This window comes from Mycobacterium sp. pR1184 (genome assembly GCF_041287235.1).
Lineage (GTDB): Bacteria > Actinomycetota > Actinomycetes > Mycobacteriales > Mycobacteriaceae > Mycobacterium.
On sequence record NZ_JBGGKR010000004.1, the window covers coordinates 240,530 to 256,282 of the forward strand.

A 15,753-nucleotide genomic window follows, 5' to 3' on the forward strand; every position below is an offset into this window, starting at 1 on the left:
CCGTGGTAGGACTGCTGGCATGAGTCAGGACGATCTCGCATTGGCGATGATGCTTGCCGACCGTGCGGACATCCTCACTCGCGACCGGTTTGGCGCGCTGGACCTGCACGTCGACACCAAGCCGGACCTGACCCCGGTGACCGACGCCGACCGGGCAGTCGAGTCCGAGGTTCGCGAGGTGCTGGCGCGCGAGCGACCCGACGACAGCGTCGTCGGCGAGGAGTTCGGCGGCACGACCAGCTTCACCGGCCGGCAATGGATCGTCGACCCGATCGACGGCACCAAGAATTTCGTGCGCGGAGTTCCGGTGTGGGCCAGCCTGATCGCACTGCTCGACGACGGTGTGCCCGTGGTGGGTGTCGTAAGCGCGCCGGCGCTGCAACGACGGTGGTGGGCATCGCGCGGCCAAGGCGCCTTCGTCTCGGTCGACGGCGCACCGCCACGGCGTTTGTCGGTTTCCTCAGTGGCACAGCTGGATTCGGCAAGTCTGTCGTTTTCCAGCCTGTCGGGCTGGGCGCAGCGCGGCCTGCGGGACCATCTCATCGAACTGACCGACGCCGTATGGCGGGTGCGGGCGTACGGCGATTTCTTCTCGTACTGCCTCCTCGCGGAGGGTGCGGTGGATATCGCGGCCGAACCAGAAGTCTCGGTGTGGGACCTGGCCGCACTCGACATTCTGGTGCGCGAGGCCGGCGGGACCTTCACCGGCCTGGATGGCATCGCGGGCCCTCATCGCGGCGATGCCGTGGCGACGAACGGACTGTTGCACGAGTACGTGCTGCGCCATCTCGGTGTGAAGTAGTTAACAAGCGCTCTTTATCTTACTCCGGAGTAAGATACGCTCTTGACTGCATCGCCCCAACTACAGAGGCTGCTGAAATGACGGACACTATCTCCGGCTCAGACACTTCTCGTCCGCGAGGAAAGCGGCGCGGCCGCAACACCGGCGTCGGGTTGCAACCGCACAGACGCACCGGGATCGACATCACCCTGGCGCTACTCACCCCGCTCGTCGGCCAAGGATTTCTGGACAAATACCACCTGCGTGACCCGATGAACCGGGGCCTGCGCTACGGCACCAAGACAATCTTTTCCACCGCCGGTGCCGCTTCCCGCCAGTTCAAACGAGTCCAAGGCCTGCGCAGTGGACCCACCCGGCTGAAGTCCAGCGGCAAGGACTACTACGACCTGCGGCCCGACGACGAACAGAAGATGATCGTCGAGACCCTCGAAGAATTCGCCGAAGAGGTGCTGCGGCCCGCGGCATCCGAGGCCGACGACGCGGCTAGCTACCCGCCCGACTTGATCGCCAAGGCAGCCGAACTCGGCATCACCGCGATCAACATCCCCGAGGACTTCGAGGGCATCGCCGCACACCGCTCCAGTGTCACCAACGTGCTGGTGGCCGAGGCATTGGCCTACGGCGACATGGGTTTGGCACTGCCCATCCTGGCGCCAGGCGGCGTGGCAGCCGCGCTAACCCACTGGGGTAGCGCGAACCAGCAAGCCACCTATCTGCCCGAGTTCGCCGGCGAGAATGTCCCGCAGGCCTGTGTGGCCATCGCCGAACCCCAACCGCTGTTCGACCCCACCCGGTTGAAGACCACCGCCGTGCGCACACCGAGCGGGTATCGGCTCGACGGGGTGAAGTCGTTGGTCCCGGCCGCGGCCGATGCCGAGCTGTTCATCGTCGGTGCACAACTGAATGGCAAGCCCGCGCTGTTCATCGTCGAATCAGGCGCGAAAGGCCTTACCGTCAAGGCGGATCCAAGCATGGGTATCCGGGCCGCCGCACTGGGTCAGCTCGAGCTGTCCGGGGTGACGGTGCCGCTGAATGCCCGCCTTGGCGAGGACGAAGCCACCGATGAGGACTACTCCGAGGCGATAGCGCTGTCCCGGCTGGGCTGGGCGGCGCTGGCGGTCGGCACCTCGCACGCGGTTCTCGACTACGTCGTCCCGTACGTGAAGGAGCGCGAGGCATTCGGTGAGCCGGTGGCTCGCCGTCAGGCGGTGGCGTTCATGTGCGCCAACATCGCCATCGAGCTGGACGGGCTGCGGCTGATCACCTGGCGCGGTGCCGCGCGTGCCGAACAGGGCCTTCCGTTCATCCGCGAGGCCGCGCTGGCCAAGCGGATCGGCGCCGACAAGGGCATGCAAATCGGCCTGGACGGCGTACAACTGCTCGGCGGCCACGGCTACACCAAAGAGCACCCCGTCGAACGCTGGTACCGCGACCTGCGGGCCATCGGCGTCGCCGAGGGCGTCGTCGTTATCTGAGTCGTCACCTAGCGAAAGATCAATCATGGCAATCAATCTGGAACTGCCCCGCAAGATGCAAGCGGTGATCGACAAGGCACACCAGGGCGCCGCGGAGATGATGCGCCCGATCGCCCGCAAGTACGACGTCCACGAGCACGCCTATCCGGTGGAGCTGGACACCTTGTCCAACCTGTTCTCCGGAGCCGCCGAATCCAATGCCGTAGGACTCGCCGGCGCCGAGGCGTTCCGCAGCAGTGAGAGCAAGGAAGAAAACCGCAACGGCTCCAACATGGCGGCGGTGCTGCAGACGATGGAGGCCAGTTGGGGTGACGCGGCGATGATGCTGTCGATGCCCTATCAGGGCCTGGGCAACGCCGCGATCAGCGGGGTGGCCACCGACGAGCAACTGCAGCGGCTGGGTCGGGTCTGGGCGGCGATGGCCATCACCGAACCGGGCTTTGGCTCCGACTCGGCGGCGGTCTCCACCACCGCCAAGCTCGACGGCGACGAATACGTGATCAACGGCGAAAAGATTTACGTCACAGCGGGTTCGCGAGCCACCCATATCGTGGTCTGGGCGACACTGGACAAGTCGCAGGGTCGCCCGGCGATCAAGTCGTTCATCGTGCCCCGCGACCACCCCGGTGTCACCGTCGAACGGCTGGAGAAGAAGCTCGGCATCAAGGGATCCGACACCGCCGCGATCCGTTTCGACAACGCGCGAATCCCGAAGGACAACCTGCTCGGCAACCCGGAAATCCAATCGGGCCAAGGATTCTCCGGTGTCATGGAGACCTTCGACAACACCCGACCCGTGGTCGCCGGCATGGCCATCGGCATCGCCCGCGCCGCCCTGGAGGAGCTGCGCAAGATCCTGACCGAGGCCGGGGTCGAGATCTCCTACGACAGGCCCGCGCACGCCCAAAGCGCCGCCGCGGCCGAATTCTTGCGGATGGAGGCGGACTGGGAGTCGGCCTACCAGCTGACGCTACGCGCGGCGTGGCAGGCCGACAACAAGATCCCCAACTCCAAAGAAGCATCGATGGCCAAGGCCAAAGCCGGGCGCGTCGGCAGCGACATCACCCTCAAAGCCGTCGAATTGGCCGGCACCGCAGGCTATTCGGAGCAGACGCTGCTGGAGAAGTGGGCACGTGACTCGAAGATCATGGACATCTTCGAAGGCACCCAGCAGATCCAGCAACTCGTGGTCGCACGCCGGCTGCTCGGCCTGTCCTCCGCCGAACTCAAGTAGCGATCAGGCAGCCCACCGAGGCGCTTCCCACCGAGCGTGAAGTCACTGCGAATTTGTCGCCGTTTTTTGGCAGTGAGTGCACGTTCGACGAGCGCTAACTGACGATCGGCCCCAATCCGACTTGCTCGAGGATCGGTATCCGCGATCTCGGTGATCCCGTTGCCGGGGGGTTCGTAAACAGTCCCCGCGCCTGATAGCTTCACTGCCATCCTCGAGATCTCCGCGGCGGTCCGACTCGTGTCGTGACTCGCCAAAGCCTATACGGGCGACAGAAAAGCAACCAAGGGAAAGCGCGCCACCGCCCAGGGCTACCGTCGTCGTGTGGATACGTTTCAGGCCCTGGTAGCTCGTCAAGATGGTGATCGGATCACGGCGTCGGTCGAAACGCTGCGCCCGGCCGACCTGCCGCCCGGGGAGGTGACGATCCGGGTGCTGTATTCCAGCGTCAACTACAAGGACGCGCTGGCGCTGACGCCCAAGGGCGGCGTGGTGCGCGACTATCCGATCGTTCCGGGCATCGACCTCACCGGCGAAGTCGTCGAATCGCAGTCGCCGGACTTCAGTGTCGGGGAGAAGGTGCTGGCGCACGGGTATGCGATCGGCACCGGCCACCACGGCGGTTACGCCGAGTACGCGCGTCTGCCCGCCGACCAGGTGGTGGCACTGGGAGCGCTGAGCCCGCGTGAGGGCGCGGCCATCGGGACCGCCGGCTTCACCGCCGCGATGAGCGTGCAGGCCCTGATCGACTGGGGCATCGCGCCCGACGCCGGGCCCATCGTCGTCACCGGCGCCTCCGGTGGTGTCGGGTCGGTCAGCGTGGATCTACTCGCGGCGGCGGGCTATCAGGTGGTCGCCTCCAGCGGTAAGGAATCGGCCACCGCAATGCTGAAAGAGCTTGGCGCTGCTGAGGTTATCGGCCGGCTGCCTGCCGATCCCGATGCCAAGCCGCGACCACTGGCCAAGGCGCGCTGGGCGGGCGCGGTGGATTGTGTCGGGGGCGCGACGCTCGCCGATGTGCTCAGCACGGTCGACTACGGCGGGGCGGTGGCGGCCAGCGGTCTCACCGGCGGGCCTGCGCTGCACACCACGGTGATGCCATTCATCCTGCGCGCTGTCTCCCTGCTCGGCATGGACTCGGTGCTGATGCCCATTGCGCGGCGACGCAAGTTGTGGGCATTGCTGGGCGACTCGCTCAAGCCGCGGCACCTGAACACGGTCGCCAACGACCTCGACGTCAAAGACGTGGTCGAGATTTTGGATCAACTGCGCGCGGGCAGCTACTCGGGCCGCGCGGTGGTACGTGTCGCCGGCGGATTCTGAGCTGGCAGTAGGCTATTCGAGCGCTGGCCGGAGGTGTCCGGCCCTATCGACAATGGAGGCAGCATGCGTGCAGCACGGGTGACGCGGCTCGACGGCCCAGACGCGATCGAGGTGGGCGAGGTCGACGAGCCCACCGGCGACGGGATCGTCGTCGAGGTGCATGCCGCCGGCGCCGCGTTTCCGGATGCACTGCTGACCCGCGGCCTCTACCAGTACCGGCCGGACCCGCCGTTCGTGCTGGGAGCCGAGATCGCCGGCGTCGTTCGGTCGGCACCGGCGGGCGCTCACGTGGGTCCCGGTGACCGGGTCGTCGGCCTGACGATGCTGACCGGTGGTATGGCCGAGGTCGCGGTGCTCTCCCCCGACCGGGCGTTCAAGCTGCCGGACAACGTGAGCTTCGAGGCGGGCGCCGGACTGCTGTTCAACGACCTGACGGTGTACTTCGCGCTGACGGTGCGTGGCCGCCTGCAGCAGGGTGAAACCGTGCTGGTGCACGGCGCGGCGGGCGGGATCGGAACCTCGACGCTGCGCTTGGCGCCGGCGCTCGGGGCCTCGCGCACGATCGCGGTGGTCAGCACCGAGGAGAAGGGCCGGATCGCCACCGCGGCCGGCGCGACCGACGTGGTGCTGGCCGATGGCTTCAAGGATGCGGTGCAGGAATTGACCGGCGGCCGCGGCGTCGACATGGTCGTCGACCCGGTCGGCGGTGACCGGTTTACCGATTCCCTGCGCTCGCTTGTTGCGGGCGGACGGCTGCTGGTCGTCGGCTTTACCGGCGGCGAGATCCCCACGGTGAAGGTAAACCGGCTGCTGCTCAACAACATTGACGTCGTCGGCGTCGGCTGGGGCGCGTGGACGGCCACGCATCCCGGCGCGCTGGACGAACAGTGGGCCGGACTGGAGCACCTGCTCACCTCGGGCAAGCTGGCGGCGCCGGAGCCGGAGGTCTACCCACTGGACCAGGCCGCCGCAGCCGTCGCCTCGATGGAGAATCGCACCGCCAAAGGAAAAGTCGTCCTGCGCGTCCGCGACTAGCGGCAGCGGGTTCCAGCAGCGGGTTCCAGCAGCGCGCGAGTGGTCGTTGATTTGCCCGCCTCCGAGCGACAAGGGCGGCTCGCACCGGGACGCCTTGGCAGCGGCTCGAACCGGGACGCCTTGGCATTTGTCGCTATGAGGCGGGCAAACGGAGAGCCGCCGCGCACGCCGGAGCGGGTCGCCTGGCTTTGTGCGAGGCCGAGCCGGCAATAACGGCGGCCCTTGTGTGAGGCTAAAAGAGAAAGTAATGTCACTTTCAGTTTTGGTCGCCGACGTGCCCGGGAGTCACTATGGAATCCTTCGTTCACCTGCGCAAAGGCAAGACGCCGCGTCGCCTGCACGCCGACCTTGACGGCCTCAAGGACGACGAGCTGGGCCGGGGCGGATTCACCGGGCGCACGGCCAACATCTACCGTCGCCACGACCCCACCGCCTACCGGGCGTCCGGACCGCTGCGCCCGGTCGACGTGCTGTCCAGCGAGCTCAAGCCCAGCGATGCGACCGACGCCAACGGTGGGCCGATGCTGATGTTCAGCAACGAGGACTGTCGCGTTCTGCTGAGCCGCCGCCGCGAGCCGATGCCCTACTTCGCCCGCCACGTCGACGGCGATCTGCTGTCGTTCGTCCACCAAGGCACCGGACTGCTGGAGACCGAGTTCGGTCCGCTGCGTTACCGCGAGGGCGACTGGGTCTACATTCCGAAGGCCTGCACCTGGCGGCAGGTGCCGGATCGCGAAACCACCCTGCAGATGATCGAGGCCACCCACGAATTCCGGGTGCCACCGCCCGGTCCGTTGGGCCGGCACTTCCCCTTCGACCCGTCGCAGGCCACCATTCCCGAGCCGGATCCGATCGACGACGACGGCCGCGACGAGTACGAGGTCCGGCTCGTCCACCGCGATGTTCAAGACGGCGGTCCGACAACGCTTGTCTACCAACATAATCCACTTGACGTCGAAGGATGGCGCGGCGACAACTTCGCGTTCACCTTCAACATCGACGACTACAACGTGATCACCTCCGACAGCGTTCACCTGCCGCCGACGGTGCACCTGTTCATGCAGGCCACCGGTGTCTACGTGATGAACTTCCTGCCCAAGCCCGCCGAGGGCGTCGCCGGCACCGAACGTACTCCCTGGTATCACCGCAACGTCGACTACGACGAAATCGCGTTCTTCCATGGCGGCTCGCTGTACGGCATCCCGATGCCGCCGGGCCTGATTACCCATGCGCCGCAAGGGGTTCACCACGGCGCGCCGGAGAAGGCCCGCGAACGAGCCCGCCGCAAGTTCGACGAGCACTCGCGCGTCGATTGGCAGGTCATCGCCGTCGACACCCGCAAGCGCCTGACACCCTCACCCGAAGTACTGGCCAACGATTTAGGACAACACTGATGAGCCAAGCCGTCAAGCACGACTACGACCGGATCCCGTATCTTGTTGCCTTCCAAAATAATTCCGGCGTCCGAGATGTCTATGGCGGACTGGCCGAGATCACCGTCCTGGAGAGCTACCTGCTCAAGCCGAAAGACAAGTCGTCGGACACCGTGCTGGTGTTCATGCACCCGATCGGCGGCGGCGCCTACCTGCCGATGATCAATGCGCTGGCCCGGGCCGGCCACCACGTCATCTACTGCAACAGCCGGTTCCGCGGCACGGATTCGGCATTGCTGATGGAGAAGGTCGTCGAGGATCTCGGCGAATGCATCAAGGACGCCAAGAACCGGCTGGGCTACACCAAGGTGGTGCTGGCGGGCTGGAGCGGCGGCGGCTCGCTGTCGGTGTTCTACCAGCAGCAGGCCCAGCACGCGACGATCACGTCGAGCCCGACCGGCGACGGGCCGGACCTGACCAAGCTGGAGCTGCCGGCCGCCGACGGCATCATGCTGCTGGCCGCGCACATCAGCCGGCACGGCACGCTGACCGAATGGCTGGACGCGTCCATCCTCGACGAATCCGATCCCACCAAGCGCGATCCCGAGCTCGATCTGTACAACCCCGACAATCCCAACCAACCGCCCTACACCCAGGAGTTCCTGGACCGGTACCGTCAAGCGCAGATCGACCGCAACCGCCGCATCACCGCATGGGCCAAAGAGAAGCTGGCTGAATTGACCGCTCAGGGCCGCCCCGACGACGAGTTCGGATTTGTCGTGCATGGCACGATGGCCGATCCGCGCTGGCTGGATCCCACCGTGGATCCCAATGAGCGCACGCCGGGCACCTGCTACCTGGGTGACCCTCAGGTGGTGAACATGAGCCCGGTCGGACTGGCCCGCTTCTCGACGCTGCGCGGCTGGCTGTCGCAATGGAGCTACGACGAAGCCCGCGGCGACGGGGTGGACTGCGGGCGCGACATCGCCATCCCCGCGCTGGTGATCGGCAACCTCGCCGACGACGCCTGCACACCCAGCCACACCCGGCGGTTGTTCGAGGCAATCGGGCATCCCGACAAGGAAATGTACGAAATCCCGGGCGCCACACACTATTACGCCGGTCCAGACCAGCGCGACAAGTTGCGCAACGCCATCGATATCGTCACCGACTGGCTGGTCCGCCACGAATTCGCGAGCGCACAATGACCACAAGCGGACCGCTGGACGGCATCCGGGTGCTCGAACTGGGCACCTTGATCGCGGGTCCGTTCGCCGGCCGCTTGCTCGGGGACATGGGCGCCGAGGTCATCAAGGTGGAGCCGCCGGGCGCCCCGGACCCGCTGCGTAACTGGGGTCAAGCCGAATACGAAGGGCACCACGTGTTCTGGACCGTGGCCGCGCGCAACAAGAAGGCGATCACGCTCGACCTGCGCAAACCGCATGGGCGCGAGCTGTTCCTCGAGCTCGTCGAGAAGTCCGACATCGTGGTGGAGAACTTCCGTCCGGGCACTCTCGAGAAGTGGAACCTGGGGTACGACGTGCTCAGCGAACGCAATGCGGGCATCATCCTGGTCCGGGTGTCCGGCTATGGACAGACCGGGCCGGACGCGCACAAGGCGGGCTACGCCTCGGTGGCCGAGGCCGCCAGCGGACTGCGCCACCTCAACGGATTTCCCGGCGGGCCGCCCCCTCGCCTCGCGCTCTCGCTCGGCGACAGTCTGGCCGGCATGTTCGGCGCCCAGGGCGCGATGGCCGCACTGTACCGCCGCAGCGTGACGGGGCGAGGACAAGTCGTCGACGTCGCGCTGACCGAATCATGCTTAGCCATACAGGAATCCACGATTCCCGACTACGACGTCGGCGGCGTGGTGCGCGGACCGTCGGGCACGAGGCTGGAAGGTATCGCGCCGTCGAACATCTATCGCAGCGCCGACGATTCGTGGGTGGTGATCGCCGCCAACCAGGACACCGTGTTCGCCCGGCTGTGCACCGCGATGGGGCGCCCGGAACTGGCCGGCGACGAACGGTTCGCCACACACACCGCCCGCGGCCGCAACCAGGACGAGCTCGACAAGATCATCGGCGCGTGGGCCGCCGAACGGCCGCCCGGGGCCATCGTCGAAACCCTCAGTGCCGCAGGCGTGATCGCGGGCCCCATCAACACCGTCGCCGAAGTGGTCGAAGACCCGCAGCTGCGGGCACGCGGCATGCTGGTCGAGCACTACGACGAACGCATCGCGCGTAATGTGTTGGGACCCGGGGTTGTTCCGGTGCTGTCGGAATCGCCGGGCAGTGTCCGCCATGCGGGGCCCGCCTGCCCCGGACAACACAACGACGACGTCTACGCGGGGTTGCTCGACAAGGGCGCCGACGAGCTCGAGGCACTGCGCGACGAGGGGGTGCTATGAACACTCACGTCGATATCCGTGAGGTGGCACTGCGCGACGGACTGCAGATCGAAAAGCCAATCCCGTTGTCGGCCAAGCTGGAACTGCTCGCGGCGGTGGCCGCCACGGGTGTGCGCGAAGTGGAGGCGACAGCATTCGTCTCCCCGACGAAGGTGCCGTCGATGGCTGATGCCGCCGAGCTTGCCGCGCAACTGCACAACTACCCCGACATCGAATTCTCCGCCCTGGTCGCCAGCCCAAATGGCGCCAAGCGCGCGGTTGCCGCCGGGCTGCGGTCGATCGAATACGTGGTGGCCGCCGACGACTCGTTCAGCATGGCCAACGTCGGGCGCACCAGCGTCGAGGCCACCGACCAGATCGACGAAATCGTCGCCATCGCACATGGCGGCGGCCTCACCGCCGAGGTCGTCATCGCCACCGCATGGGACTCGCCGTTCGAGGGCCCTACCCCGGCGCAGCGGGTTCTCGAGATTGCCGCGGCCGCCCGCGACCGCGGCGCCGACCGCCTGTCGATCGCCGACACGATCGGCACCACCACCCCGGGCCGGGTGAGTTCGCTGATCGCCCAGCTGCGTCCGGTGATCGGCGACCTGCCGCTGGGTGCGCACTTCCACAACACCCGCGGCGCCGGGCTGGCCAGCGCCTACGCGGCGGTCAGCGCCGGCGTCACCCGGCTGGACGCCTCGGCCGGCGGGCTGGGCGGTTGCCCGTTCGCTCCGGGCGCCACCGGCAACATCGCCACCGAAGACCTGGTCTACCTGCTCACCGACAGTGACATCGATGTGGACGTCGACCTGCAAGCCGCGATCGCCGCCGCCGATGTCGCGAAATCGGTTGTGGGCCATGACCTGCCGAGCGCGCTGCTGCGCGCGGGCGACCGGATCCGGAACTGATGGGTGTGACCACCCCCGACGCGTCGCGGGCGCTGACCTCCAAAGGCCGCCAGACCAGGGAGGCCATCGAACAGGCCGCGCGAAAGCTGTTCGCCGAGCGCGGCTTTCACGGCACCACACTGGCCGACATCACGTCGGCCGCCGGAAAATCGCCGGCGGTTTTCTACCGGTACTTCGCCGACAAGGAAGACCTGCTGGCCGCGCTGGCGGAATCTTTCCTGCACGATGTCGTGGCACCGTCCGGGTTGAGCGTGCACCTGCCCGACTCTCCCCCGCAAGCAGGAGGGGCCCCCACAGACGACAACAACTTTTTCACCGCGGTGGTCACCGGATACTGGAACATCTTCAAGCAGCACATCGGCATCATGATCGCCGTGGCCCAACTGGCCACCACGCAGCAGCGGTTCGCGGCTGTGCAGAACGAATTTCGAAAGTTCGGCATGGACATCGTGGCCGCATCGGTGCGACGCGCCCAGGAACAGGGCTACGGCAGCGAACTCAACCCGCAGCACACGGCGGCGGCCATCGCGTTGCTGTTCGAAAACTTCACCACCGTCTTCGCCGGGCAGTCTGGTCTCGGGATGCAGATCAGCGACGAGGACGCCATTGCGACCCTGTCGACGGTGTGGAAGAAAACTCTGTACGGCGTATAAGGAGATCAACGTGGATTTCACCCTGCCGGAACACCTTCCGGGCGTACTCGCCGAGATGGATGCGTTCATCGAGGCGGAGATCAAGCCGCTGGAACGCGAAAACATCCAGTACTTCGATCAGCGCCGCGAGCATGCCCGCACCGATTGGGACAACGACGGAATCCCGACCGAAGAGTGGGAGGAGTTGCTCGCCGAGATGCGCCGGCGCGCCGACAAAGCGGGCTGGCTGCGCTACGGACTGCCAGCCTCGCTGGGCGGCCGCGACGGCACCAACGTCGACATGGCAGTGATCCGGGAACACTTGGCGCACAAGGGCCTCGGACTGCACAACGACCTGCAGAACGAGTCGTCGATCGTCGGGAACTTTCCTCAGGTGATCATGATGGAACGCTTCGGCACCGAGGGGCAGCGCCGGGTGTGGTCCGAGGCGCTGATCACCGGCGAGCGGTCCATGGCGTTCGGACTGACCGAACCACAGCACGGATCCGATGCGACCTGGCTGGAAACCCATGCCCAGCTCGACGGTGACAGCTGGGTGATCAACGGCTCCAAGCGGTTCAACACCGGTGTGCACCGCGCCACCCACGACCTGGTCTTCGCCCGCACCTCCGGTGAGCCGGGACAAGCGCGGGGCATCACCGCGTTCCTGGTTCCGACCGACACCCCAGGATTCAAAGTCCCCTACTACTGGTGGACCTTCAACATGCCCACCGACCACGGTGAAGTCGAGCTGACCGATGTCCGCATCCCCGCCGATGCGGTCCTCGGCGAGGTCGACCGCGGCCTGGAGGTCGCCCAGACGTTCTTGCACGAGAACCGGATTCGCCAAGCCGCGAGCAGCCTGGGCGCGGCGCAGTATTGCATCGACCGAGCCGCTGAATACGCGGCCAAGCGCACGGTGTTCGGCAAGCCGCTGTCGGTCAATCAAGCCGTGCAATGGCCGCTCGCCGAGCTGCAGACCGAAGCACAAATGGTGCGGCTACTGGTGCAATACGCCGCCTGGCACCTAGACCGTGACCACCACATGGAAGTGTCGGACAAGGTGTCGATGGCCAACTATCGCGCCAACCGGCTGGTCTGCGAGGCCGCCGACCGCGCCATGCAGGTCTACGGCGGCCTGGGCTACAGCCGTCACGAGCAGTTCGAGCACATCTACCGGCACCATCGACGCTATCGGATCACCGAGGGCGCCGAGGAAATCCAGATTCGCCGAGTGGCGCAGCGGCTGTTCAAGTTTGGCAAGCAGTGAGCGGGGAGCTGGGCGCCAAACTGGAAGCGGTGCTGGTGCCGGTACTGGGCGCCGGCACCACGGTCGAGAATCTGCGCGCGTTGACCGGCGGTGCCAGCCGCACCACCTGGGCGTTCGACGCGGTCACCGGCAGCCAACGCCGCGCGCTGATCCTGCGCACCGGCCCACCCGACGACGTTCATGCCGGCATGGAGCTCGAAGCCCGCGCGCAGGCCGCGGCCGCGGCCGCCGGCGCGCCGGTCCCCCACATCCTGGTCGCCGATGATTCGGTTGCGGCACTGGGCAATCCGTTTCTCGTCTGCGACGAGATCAAGGGCGAGACCATCGTCCGGCGCATCCAGCGTCAGCTCGACACCGCCGACGGGCACGCTCGCCGAACCGAGCTGCTGCGGCAATGCGCGCAGGCGCTGGCCGCCATTCACCGGGCCGACCCGCAGATTCCGGGCCTGGCCTATGAGGACCAGCTCGTGGAATACCGCGAGCGGCTCGACGCGATGAACGACACCACCGCTACCTTCGAATGGGCGTTCCGCTGGTTGGCCGCGCACCGGCCGCAACAATCGGCAACGGTGCTGGTGCACGGCGATTACCGGATGGGCAACCTGATCGTCGACGGATCCAACCTGGCCGCCGTGCTCGACTGGGAGCTGGTGCACCGCGGCGAGGCCTACGAAGACCTGGCCTGGTTCTGCATCCGCGCGTGGCGGTTCGGCGCTCCGGCCAGCCTCGGCGCCGGTGGCCTCGGCAGCATCGAGAGCTTCGTGCGCGACTACGAGCAGGCCAGCGGCACGACCGTCGACCGGGCCGCGCTGCACTGGTGGCTGGTGCTGGCCACGTTGCGCTGGGGCGTGATCTGCCGCTTCCAGGCGGAGCGGCATTTGAGCGGTCAATCGCGCTCGGTGGAGCTGGCGACGATCGGTCGCCGGGTCAGCGAAACTGAGTGGGACATCCTCAACCTGCTCGAGGAGGTTCGGTCGTGATCGGCGCATACGGACGCCCGCTGGCTGCCGAACTCGTGGCCGCGGTGGCCGAGTTCCTGGAAACCGACGTCCGTGAGGCGACCACCGGACAGGTCAACTTCCACTCCCGGGTGGCCGCCAACGCGTTGCGCATCGTCGAACGCGAACTGCTCGACGAGAGTGCCGCGGAATCGCAAGCCGCGCTGGCCGGCTTGGGTTTCGGAGACGAGGAACAGCTTGCCGCGGCCATCCGGGCCGGCGAGCTCGACGAGCGTGCCGGCGAGGTCCTCGCCGCCCTGAGAACCCTGGTGCGTAATCGGTTAGCGGTTGCCCACCCCGGATACGACAGCGAATAGGAGCTGCCATGCCCGCGGTATCCGCCGAGGTCGTCCTCGACACCGCCGACCGGTTGTTCGCATCGATCGTCAACGGCGACAAGGCCGCGGTCGATCGGCTGTGGAACGACGACATCGCGGTGTGGCGGGTGGGCGCCAGCCGCGACGACGACAAGACCCGCGCGCTCAAAGTCATCGACTGGTTCATCGGTGTGACCACGCGGCGCCGCTACGAGATTCTCGATCGCCGGCTCTTCGACGACGGATCGATCAGTGGCTTCGTTCAGCAGCACGTCCTGCACGCCACCGGCCGTGCCGGCCAATCGATCTCCATGCGCGTTTGCATCGTGATCAGGGTGGGCACAAATGGTCTGATCGACCGGATCGACGAGTATTTCGACCCCGCCGAGATTGCGCCGCTGATGAGGTGACGATGACGACGCTGGAGACACTGCTGAATGATCCCGACCTGGCCGGGGGGTGGAAGATCGTTCCCGAGCGGTCGGCCGTCACCTTCAAGATCAGGAATATGTGGGGGCTGCTGAACGTCAAGGGCCGGTTCACCGAGTTCACCGGTGACGGACAGCTCACCGGCAAGGGCTCGGTGTTCGGCCGCCTCGACATCCATACCGCGTCGGTGCAGACCGGCATCGGCCGTCGCGACGAGCATCTGCGCTCGGCCGATTTCTTCGATGTCAAACGGTTTCCCGAGATCAGCGTCGTCGTCACCGCAATTCACCCGACCCAGGGCAAGGCCGCGGACCTGCGGGCCAGCTTCACGATCAAGGGGATCAGCGCGCCGGTACCGCTGCCCGTCACCGTCACTGAAGCCGGCGACGGTTCGATCCAAATCTCGGGCGAAACCAGGATCGATCGATCCCAATTCGACATCGGGTGGAACAAGTTCGGCATGATCGCGCCCACGGCCAAGGCGGCGGCACAGGCCGTTTTCGTGCGGTCTGGCCGATAAAGGCGGTCGAGCACCAGTAGCATCTGCACCGTGCCCGACGCCACGATCGCTCTGCGGATACTCGTCTACAGCGACAACCCCAACACCCGCGACAAGGTGAAGCGGGCACTGGGCAAGCGACTGCATCCTGATCTGCCGGAGTTGAACTATGTCGAGGTGGCTACCGGCCCGATGGTGATCCGCACTATGGACGAGGGCGGTATCGACCTGGCCATCCTCGACGGCGAAGCGACACCGACCGGCGGCATGGGAATCGCCAAACAGCTCAAGGACGAGCTCGAAACCTGCCCGCCGATCCTGGTGCTCACCGGGCGCCCGGACGATGCGTGGCTGGCGACGTGGTCGCGGGCCGAGGCCGCGGTGCCGCACCCGATCGACCCGATCGTGCTGGGTCGCACCGTGCTCGGGTTGCTACGCGCCCCCGCCATCTGAAGCTGACGACCTGCTCCTTTTCTGGTGCCGTTGCGGCGCCGTTTTTGCCGTGCCCCGAAAACGTGCTGGATCTCACACCACAAACCACGCATTAGCACCACCCCGAGCACGTGCCTCAGCCGCCTCGACGCTATGTTGAAGATCACTGTGCCGGGCTACAGACCCAGTCCGTCACAGCAGCCCGGTCGCCGCCTGGTCGCTATATAGGCGGCCCCACGACGGATCTTGGAGCGAGTTGAACGTCTACATACCCATCCTGGTGCTAGGCGCAATCGCCGCCGCCTTTGCTGTGGGCTCGGTGGTGATCGCGAGCCTGGCCGGCCCGTCGCGCTACAACAAGTCGAAGATGGCGGCCTACGAATGTGGAATCGAGCCCACCGAAACGTCGGTGAGTGGTCCGCATGCGACGCCTGGGCAGCGGTTCCCGGTGAAGTACTACCTGACCGCGATGCTGTTCATCGTCTTCGACATCGAAATCGTGTTCCTGTATCCGTGGGCGGTCAGCTACGACGCACTGGGGATGTTTGCTCTGGTCGAGATGGTGGTGTTCATGCTCACCGTCTTCGTGGCCTACGCCTACGTGTGGCGCCGCGGCGGCCTGACATGGGATTGA

At 66.4% G+C, this 15,753-nt stretch carries 17 protein-coding genes; all 17 read left to right on the forward strand.

Going from position 1 to position 15,753, the window contains the following annotated elements; all coding sequences use genetic code 11:
* Positions 1–19 precede the first annotated feature (19 nt).
* The 17 genes from hisN to ACAG21_RS09470 all read left to right on the forward strand — a co-directional run bounded on the left by hisN (position 20) and on the right by ACAG21_RS09470 (position 15,753).
* Positions 20–802 carry a histidinol-phosphatase gene (gene hisN, locus ACAG21_RS09390; protein ID WP_370495725.1) on the forward strand — a complete coding sequence of 261 codons (783 nt, stop codon included), beginning with the start codon at positions 20–22 and terminating at the stop codon, positions 800–802.
* A 77-nt stretch (positions 803–879) separates the two neighbouring features.
* Positions 880–2,277, forward strand: coding sequence for an acyl-CoA dehydrogenase family protein (locus ACAG21_RS09395; protein ID WP_370495726.1), 1,398 nt, complete (start codon positions 880–882; stop codon positions 2,275–2,277).
* 25 nt (positions 2,278–2,302) lie between these two features.
* A complete protein-coding gene (locus ACAG21_RS09400; protein WP_370495727.1) occupies positions 2,303–3,511 on the forward strand; it encodes an acyl-CoA dehydrogenase family protein in 1,209 nt (402 codons plus the stop codon).
* 321 nt (positions 3,512–3,832) lie between these two features.
* Positions 3,833–4,831 (forward strand): oxidoreductase, encoded by a 999-nt coding sequence (locus ACAG21_RS09405; protein WP_370495729.1) that lies wholly within the window; start codon positions 3,833–3,835, stop codon positions 4,829–4,831.
* 63 nt (positions 4,832–4,894) lie between these two features.
* Positions 4,895–5,866, forward strand: coding sequence for an NADPH:quinone oxidoreductase family protein (locus ACAG21_RS09410; protein WP_370495730.1), 972 nt, complete (start codon positions 4,895–4,897; stop codon positions 5,864–5,866).
* A 290-nt stretch (positions 5,867–6,156) separates the two neighbouring features.
* Positions 6,157–7,260 (forward strand): homogentisate 1,2-dioxygenase, encoded by a 1,104-nt coding sequence (locus ACAG21_RS09415; protein WP_370495731.1) that lies wholly within the window; start codon positions 6,157–6,159, stop codon positions 7,258–7,260.
* A complete protein-coding gene (locus ACAG21_RS09420) occupies positions 7,260–8,447 on the forward strand; it encodes an alpha/beta fold hydrolase (RefSeq protein ID WP_370495733.1) in 1,188 nt (395 codons plus the stop codon). Before ACAG21_RS09415 ends, ACAG21_RS09420 begins: the two co-directional genes overlap by 1 nt.
* Positions 8,444–9,649, forward strand: a complete 1,206-nt coding sequence (locus ACAG21_RS09425) for a CaiB/BaiF CoA transferase family protein (RefSeq protein WP_370495734.1) — start codon at positions 8,444–8,446, stop codon at positions 9,647–9,649. The genes ACAG21_RS09420 and ACAG21_RS09425 overlap by 4 nt, the downstream gene beginning before the upstream one ends.
* A complete protein-coding gene (locus ACAG21_RS09430; protein ID WP_370495736.1) occupies positions 9,646–10,542 on the forward strand; it encodes a hydroxymethylglutaryl-CoA lyase in 897 nt (298 codons plus the stop codon). Before ACAG21_RS09425 ends, ACAG21_RS09430 begins: the two co-directional genes overlap by 4 nt.
* On the forward strand, positions 10,542–11,195 hold the full coding sequence (locus ACAG21_RS09435; RefSeq protein WP_370495738.1) for a TetR/AcrR family transcriptional regulator: 654 nt from the start codon (positions 10,542–10,544) through the stop codon (positions 11,193–11,195). Before ACAG21_RS09430 ends, ACAG21_RS09435 begins: the two co-directional genes overlap by 1 nt.
* A gap of 10 nt (positions 11,196–11,205) precedes the next feature.
* Entirely contained in the window at positions 11,206–12,444 is a 1,239-nt protein-coding gene (locus ACAG21_RS09440) for an acyl-CoA dehydrogenase family protein (protein ID WP_370495739.1), read from the forward strand.
* Positions 12,441–13,424 carry a phosphotransferase family protein gene (locus ACAG21_RS09445; RefSeq protein ID WP_370495740.1) on the forward strand — a complete coding sequence of 328 codons (984 nt, stop codon included), beginning with the start codon at positions 12,441–12,443 and terminating at the stop codon, positions 13,422–13,424. Before ACAG21_RS09440 ends, ACAG21_RS09445 begins: the two co-directional genes overlap by 4 nt.
* A complete protein-coding gene (locus ACAG21_RS09450; protein WP_370495741.1) occupies positions 13,421–13,759 on the forward strand; it encodes a DUF6285 domain-containing protein in 339 nt (112 codons plus the stop codon). Before ACAG21_RS09445 ends, ACAG21_RS09450 begins: the two co-directional genes overlap by 4 nt.
* An 8-nt stretch (positions 13,760–13,767) precedes the next feature.
* Positions 13,768–14,169, forward strand: coding sequence for a nuclear transport factor 2 family protein (locus ACAG21_RS09455; RefSeq protein WP_370495742.1), 402 nt, complete (start codon positions 13,768–13,770; stop codon positions 14,167–14,169).
* Positions 14,170–14,171: 2 nt separating this feature from the next.
* The gene (locus ACAG21_RS09460; protein WP_370495743.1) at positions 14,172–14,708 is read left to right on the forward strand and encodes a YceI family protein; all 537 of its coding nucleotides are present in this window, start codon (positions 14,172–14,174) and stop codon (positions 14,706–14,708) included.
* 30 nt (positions 14,709–14,738) lie between these two features.
* Positions 14,739–15,140 (forward strand): response regulator transcription factor, encoded by a 402-nt coding sequence (locus ACAG21_RS09465; RefSeq protein ID WP_085225798.1) that lies wholly within the window; start codon positions 14,739–14,741, stop codon positions 15,138–15,140.
* A 235-nt stretch (positions 15,141–15,375) separates the two neighbouring features.
* Positions 15,376–15,753, forward strand: a complete 378-nt coding sequence (locus ACAG21_RS09470; RefSeq protein ID WP_267731442.1) for an NADH-quinone oxidoreductase subunit A — start codon at positions 15,376–15,378, stop codon at positions 15,751–15,753.